General features: G+C 66.3%; 8 protein-coding genes. 6 read left to right on the forward strand and 2 right to left on the reverse strand.

Annotated elements, in window-relative coordinates; genetic code table 11:
* The 3 genes from A5698_RS13160 to A5698_RS13170 all read left to right on the forward strand — a co-directional run.
* The coding region (locus tag A5698_RS13160; protein ID WP_156670739.1) for a class I adenylate-forming enzyme family protein at nt 1-758 on the forward strand (758 nt) is incomplete at its 5' end.
* Nucleotides 755-1,057: a hypothetical protein gene (locus tag A5698_RS13165; RefSeq protein ID WP_068297308.1), complete on the forward strand. Its 303-nt coding sequence runs from the start codon at nt 755-757 to the stop codon at nt 1,055-1,057. The genes A5698_RS13160 and A5698_RS13165, both read left to right, overlap by 4 nt.
* A 21-nt stretch (nt 1,058-1,078) precedes the next feature.
* On the forward strand, nt 1,079-1,984 hold the full coding sequence (locus A5698_RS13170) for an alpha/beta fold hydrolase (RefSeq protein ID WP_156670740.1): 906 nt from the start codon (nt 1,079-1,081) through the stop codon (nt 1,982-1,984).
* Nucleotides 1,985-2,062: 78 nt separating this feature from the next.
* Here A5698_RS13170 and A5698_RS13175 read toward each other — a convergent pair whose 3' ends face one another.
* Nucleotides 2,063-3,298, reverse strand: coding sequence for an amidohydrolase family protein (locus A5698_RS13175; RefSeq protein ID WP_068297315.1), 1,236 nt, complete (start codon nt 3,296-3,298; stop codon nt 2,063-2,065).
* 139 nt (nt 3,299-3,437) lie between these two features.
* Between A5698_RS13175 and A5698_RS13180 the strand changes: the two genes are divergently transcribed.
* Nucleotides 3,438-4,019 (forward strand): TetR/AcrR family transcriptional regulator, encoded by a 582-nt coding sequence (locus tag A5698_RS13180; protein ID WP_068297319.1) that lies wholly within the window; start codon nt 3,438-3,440, stop codon nt 4,017-4,019.
* A gap of 1 nt (nt 4,020) precedes the next feature.
* Here the strand turns inward: A5698_RS13180 and A5698_RS13185 are convergent, their stop codons facing one another.
* Entirely contained in the window at nt 4,021-4,590 is a 570-nt protein-coding gene (locus tag A5698_RS13185; RefSeq protein WP_068297321.1) for a TetR/AcrR family transcriptional regulator, read from the reverse strand.
* A gap of 86 nt (nt 4,591-4,676) precedes the next feature.
* Here A5698_RS13185 and A5698_RS13190 point away from each other — a divergent pair, with 86 nt between their 5' ends.
* Nucleotides 4,677-5,888 carry a cytochrome P450 gene (locus tag A5698_RS13190; protein ID WP_068297324.1) on the forward strand — a complete coding sequence of 404 codons (1,212 nt, stop codon included), beginning with the start codon at nt 4,677-4,679 and terminating at the stop codon, nt 5,886-5,888.
* On the forward strand, nt 5,885-6,147 hold a 263-nt coding region (locus A5698_RS13195; RefSeq protein WP_197506756.1), incomplete at its 3' end, for an NAD(P)-binding domain-containing protein. The genes A5698_RS13190 and A5698_RS13195, both read left to right, overlap by 4 nt.

A 6,147-nucleotide genomic window follows, 5' to 3' on the forward strand; every position in this document is an offset into this window, starting at 1 on the left:
CGACCGAACTGCCGTCGCTGCGCAACCTGGCCTACGGCGGCTCGAAAGTCGGCCTGCCGTTGGTCCGCAAGACCATCGAGCTGCTGCCGTCGGTGGGGCTGGTCAACGCGTACGGGCTGACCGAGACCAGCTCGACGATCGCAGTGCTGACACCCGACGACCACCGGGCCGCGTACGCCGCCGACGATCCGGCGGTGACGCGGCGGCTCGGCTCGGTCGGCCAGCCGGTGCCCGGCGTCGAGGTGCAGATCCGCTCCGAGGACGGCACCGTGCTCGGACCCGGCGAGACGGGGGAGCTGTTCGTGCGCGGACCGCAGGTCTCCGGCCGCTACACCGATATCGGATCCGTGCTCGACGCCGACGGCTGGTTCCCCACAAGGGATCTGGCGATGGTCGACGACGAGGGCTACCTGTTCATCGGCGGCCGCTCCGACGACACCATCATCCGCGGCGGGGAGAACATCGCCCCCGCCGAGATCGAGGATGTGCTGATCGAGCATCCCGCGGTGCGTGACATCGTGGTGGTGGGACTAGAGGACCCGCAGTGGGGTCAGATCATCGTTGCGGTGGTGGTGCCCGAACCGGGCTCCGAGGTCGACGCCGAGGATCTGCGGGCGTTCGCGCACAAGGCGTTGCGCGGCTCGCGCACACCGGATCGTGTTGAGATCGTCGACCAGCTGCCGACCACGGACACCGGCAAGGTGCTGCGCCGCGAGATTATCCGAGAATTGTCCGAAAACGTCAGGAGTGCAACATGATCAAGAACGGAACCCGCCTCAAGAGTCAGGTTTGCGACACCCAGGTGATTGTCGTGCGCGCCACTGACGCCCTCGATGACCTGCGCTGCGGCGGTGAGCCGATGGTGACCCTCGACACCGAGGCGGCCAATGGCCTGTCGGTGAGCCCGTCCTTCGCCGACGGCAGCGCGATGGGCAAGCGCTACGTCGACGAGAGCGGCTCTGAGGTGCTGGTGACCAAGGCCGGCGCAGGCTCGCTGAGCATCGGCGAAACGGCGCTATCGCTCAAGGAGGCCAAGCCGCTGCCCGCCAGCGACTGAGCCCGTGTCACGATGAGCGCCATGGGCAACGACGCCGCGCGGCCCCCACACGAGACGCTCGAGATCCCCGCGGGCGACGTCACGATGGTCGCCGACGCCTACGGAGATCCCTCCGACCCGCCGGTCGTGCTGCTGCACGGCGGCGGGCAGACCCGGCATTCGTGGGGTTCGACCGCGGCCGATCTGGGCGCCAAGAGCTGGTACGCCGTCACCGTCGACCTGCGCGGACACGGCGACAGCACCTGGTCTCCGGACGGGTACTACGGCCTGGACCGGTTCGCCGGCGACGTGATCAAGGTGGCCGACTACCTCGGGCGCCCGCCGGTCTACGTCGGCGCCTCGCTGGGCGGCAACTCGTCGCTGGCGGCGATCAGCGTGCGCCCGGACCTGGCGCTCGGGCTGGTGCTGGTCGACGTGTCGCCGTTCCTGCAGCCCGCCGGGACCAGCCGGATCCGCGATTTCATGGTCTCGCACGCCGAAACCGGTTTCGCCACACTGGAAGAGGCCGCGGATGCGGTTGCGGCCTATGTGCCGCACCGGCCGCGGCCACGCAACCTCGAGGGGTTGAAGAAGAACCTTCGGCACCGGGACGGCCGGTGGTACTGGCACTGGGACCCTGCGTTTCTGGCGTCGCCGTTGGACCAACCAGTGCAGCGCGATCCGCTCATCGACCCGGCGCGGCTGGGGGCGGCCGCGCGGGACCTGCGCACGCCGACGCTGCTGGTGCGCGGCGGGGAATCCGATGTGCTGTCGGTCGACGATGCCAAGCGGTTCCTCGAGCTGGTGCCGCACGCCGAGTTCGCCTCGGTCGCCGGTGCGCACCACATGGTCGCCGGCGACGACAACGCGGTCTTCGAAGACGTGCTCGACGACTTCCTCGAGCGCCGGGTGCGCTCGCGGCTGAAGCTGTGGGACACCGCGGGCTGACTTTTCACGCCGAGTTCTGCGCCAGGGCTGTGAAACCGCGAGAATCACGACCCTGGCGCAGATTTCGGCGCAAAGAGGCTAGGCGCCGGCGGTCTCCAGCACCGGGGGCTTGGCGGCGTCCGGGTCCGGGTTGGCCAGCGGCAGTCCCATGAAGCGGCGGGCGTTGTCGCCCATGAAGTCGTAGGTGCGCCGCAGGTCCATGCCCTCGGCGTAGTGCCAGTACCGCTTGGGTTCGGCCAAACCCTCGGGGTGTGGCCAGTCCGACCCGAACAGCACCTTGTCCCAACCGACGGTGGACACCACATCGGCGACCGAGCCCTCCCAGAACGGGCTGACCCAGATGTTGCGCCGGAACACGTCATGCGGATGCTCTTCGAAGTTCTGCGGCATCTTGCTGTAGGTCATTTGCAGATCGTCGAAAAGCGGCTTGATCCAGGAGCTTCCGTTCTCCACGCTGGCGATGCGGAGCTTCGGGAACCGGGTCAGTGTGCCGTGGCAGATCAAACTGGTCAGCATGTCGGCGATCTCGCGATGGCCCAACGCCGTCCACTTGAACGCCGACATCTCGAAAGCGCTGCTCGTCGACGGCGGCTCCCACTTGTCGATGTACTCCTGCAGCGGCGGCTGGCTGGCGTGCAGAACGATTGGCAGCCCAGCACTTTCGACATCGCGCCAGAACGGATCGAACTCCGGCAGCGCGGGGGAGCGCCAACCCTTGTAGCCCTTGACCGGCGCCGGTTTGATCAACGCCACCTTCGCGCCGTTCTCGAGGATCCACTCGAGCTCGCGGCGGGCTTCGTCGACCAGTCCCAGGTTGAGTACCGGGGTCGAGTAGACGCGGCCGGCGTGGACGAAGCCCCAGTTTTCCAGCATCCACTGGTTGAGCGCGTGGATGATCGCGACGGTCAGGTCGGGGTCCTCGGCTGAGGAGTGTTCGACGAGGTTGGCCAGCGTCGGATAGTTCAAGCAGGCATCGACACCTTGGCGGTCGAGTTCGACGATGCGGTCCTCGGGGTTGCGGGCCGCGGGCGGGCAGTCGATGCCGCGCCCGGACATCTCCCGCATCGACAGTCCCTCCGGGTTCTGACCCGAGTAGAACTTCTCGTGCGCGCCCGGCGCCGCAACCCGTTCGAACGTCGGGTTCGGCATGTAGTCGGTGATCTTGTTGAGGATCGCGATCCGCGTGTGCCTGCCCATCTGCACGAACTGCACCTTGGGCTTGAACTCGTCGGGCAGGAACTTCGTCAACGCATCCGGCGTCTCGTACATGTGCTGGTCGGCATCGAAGATCGGTGCCTCGGTGAACTGCGTCATCGCACGCCTCCCTTTCCGGTGGTGTATTGAGCTTCCCGTAACTTGACACAAGTGTCAAGTATTCGCCTATGACTGCGAAGATCTACTCATTAACATGCAAGGACTGTTGTCTGACATGCATGTCATATAGCATGCCGACATGACCGTAGAAGCAGTGGAGATGAGTCGCGGTGAGCGGACGCGATCGGCGATCCTGCAGGCCAGTCGCGACCTGTTCCTGCAGCGCGGCTTCAACGGCACCCCGATCAACGCGATCACCGAGGCGTGCGGCATCTCGCGGGCCGGTTTCTACACATACTTCAAGGACAAGCGCGAGATCTTCGACGTCCTCGGCCGAACCGCCTACCACGACGTCCTCAACGTGATCGCGCACTGCGAAGCGGCGGTACGGTCCGACGACGGCGACGCCATTCGCGGTTGGGTGCGCGACTATTTCGACTACATGGACCGGCACGGCGCGTTCGTCACCGCCGCCGCGCACACCGCTCCCGACGACGAGGCGTTCCGGCGCTCACGCAACCACATGATGACGCGCGCGGCCTGGAAGCTCGGCCAGGCGATCCGTGCCGACGGTCCGCACTCGCCCGAGGTTATCGGTGTGACGGTGATGGGTATGCTGGACCGGGCGTGGTACGCGGTTCACACCCAGTCGGTGGCGGTGGACCGCGCCGAGATGGTCGCGATGTGCGCCGATGCCATCACCGCGATGGCCGCCCGGTAGCTCACGGCGCGATAGTGCGTGGCAGGAAGGTCCGCAGCAGCCCCTCGTCACCACCGATCGCGGGATCCCCAGGCTCCTCGATCAGGCTGAAGCAGATGCGAACCACCCACTGCGCCAACACATGAGCGGGAACGTCCGTGCGCACCTCGCCGGGGTCGGCGTTGGTGAAGCGCTCGGCGAGCCGATTGACGATCTCGGCCCGCCACGCCTCGGACTGTTCGGCCGCGTGATGGGTCCGCGCGAGCTCCTCCGGTGTGGTCATCGCGCGCATCGTCGGTGACGCGCGGGCCGCCTCCAAGCCGGCCAGTGCACCGGTGATCAGCCGCTCGATGAACGGTGCCCGTTGTGCGAAGTACGGTTCGGCGGCATCGACGACGCCCGTGGTCGCCTTGACGAAGCACGCCGCCAGTATCTCGTCCATGTTCTTGAAGTAGCTGTACACCGTGGTCCGGTGAACACCGGCCTTGGCCGCGACGTGCGTGACTTTGGTTCTGCTGGGCCCTTTTTCGAGAAAGCATGCTTCCGCAGCGGCGATCAGCCGGCCACGCTGCTCGTCTGGTGTTGTCGGCATACGTTCTTGACCCAAATCAGTTAGATGATTACGGTGACCATGATAACTACACAATCAGCCAATGTGTAGTTCGAGGAGGTTGACCCGTGACCCATGCCCAGACGCCCGTCGTCGAGAACTTCGATCATCATTCGCCGGAATTCCGCGAGTGCCCGCACCAGATCATGGCCGACATGCGATCTCGTTGTCCGGTCACGCGTTCCACCGAGCACGGGGGCTTCTGGGCCCTGTTGGATTACCAGTCGGTGTTCGACGCGGCACGCGACGACGACCTGTTCAACTCCTATCCCTCCGTAGGAGTCCCGGCCAGCGGGTCACCGTTCCCGATCCTGCCGATCGAGTCCGACCCACCGCTGACCCAGAAGCTGCGCGCGGTCACCCTGTCGGCGTTCTCGCCGGGTCAGGCCGAACGGTGGCGCCCGGTGGCCCGCAGCATGGCCCGGGAGATGGTCAACGAGTTCATCGAGCGCGGCAGCTGCGACATCGTCGGCGAACTGACCACCCCGTTGCCGGCCAAACTCGTGCTCCGCATGCTGGGCTTCGACGAGTCCAAGTATCTGGAGTGGGTGCACTGGGTGCATTCGATGGTCCACGACCGCACCCACGACGAGGAAAAGTCCGGTGCCGCGGTCATGGAACTGTTCGGCGAGATCTACAAGCACATGTCCGAACGCCGCGAGAGCGGTGAACTCGGTGACGACTTGTTCGGCCGAATCCTGGTCGGCCACATCGACGATACTCCGCTCGACGACACCCAGATCCTGATGTACACCGTGCTGATGATGCTCGGCGGCATGGACACCACCAGCGGGCTGACCGGCAACGTGCTCTACGCCATGACCCAACAGCCCGAACTGCGCGAAGCGTTGACCGCCAGAGCTGACCGCCTCGAGTCGGTGACCGACGAACTGCTGAGGGTCTACACGCCGACCCTGGGCTTGGCGCGCACCGTGTCCCGTGACGCCGAATTCCACGGCGCGCCGATGCAAGCCGGTGACCGGGCCATCCTGATGTGGGCCGCGGCCAACCGCGACCCGGCGATGTTCCCGGAGCCCGACACCGTCGACCTCGAGCGGTCCAACGCCCGAAAGCAGATGGCGTTCGGCGTCGGCATCCACCGCTGCCTGGGCTCGCATCTGGCGCGGACGATGTTCCAGGAGATGCTCGGCGAGATCCTCGAACGGATCCCCGAATTCCGCCTCGACGGGGAGCCGGTGCGCTTTGAAGACGCCGGCGAGGTCTGGGCGATGCGCAAGCTGCCCATCACCTTCACCCCGGGCCCACGGGTCGGCCCGTGAGCGAATCGATCGGCTTCATCGGCGCCGGCCAGATGGGCGAGCCGATGGTGCACCGGCTGCTGGCGGCGGGCCGTGCGGTCACCGTCTATGCCCGCAAACCCGAGGTGCGCCAACGCCTTAATGATGCCGGTGCGACGGTCGTCGACTCGATCGCCGACGTCGGTACCGGCAGCCGGGTCGTGATCTGCTGCATGTTCTCCGACGCCCAGCTCAAAGACGTCGCGACCGAGCTGATCGATCATTGCGCGGCCGGCACCGT

The sequence above is a fragment of the Mycobacterium sp. E136 genome (assembly GCF_001666865.1).
In the GTDB taxonomy this organism is placed as follows: Bacteria; Actinomycetota; Actinomycetes; order Mycobacteriales; family Mycobacteriaceae; genus Mycobacterium.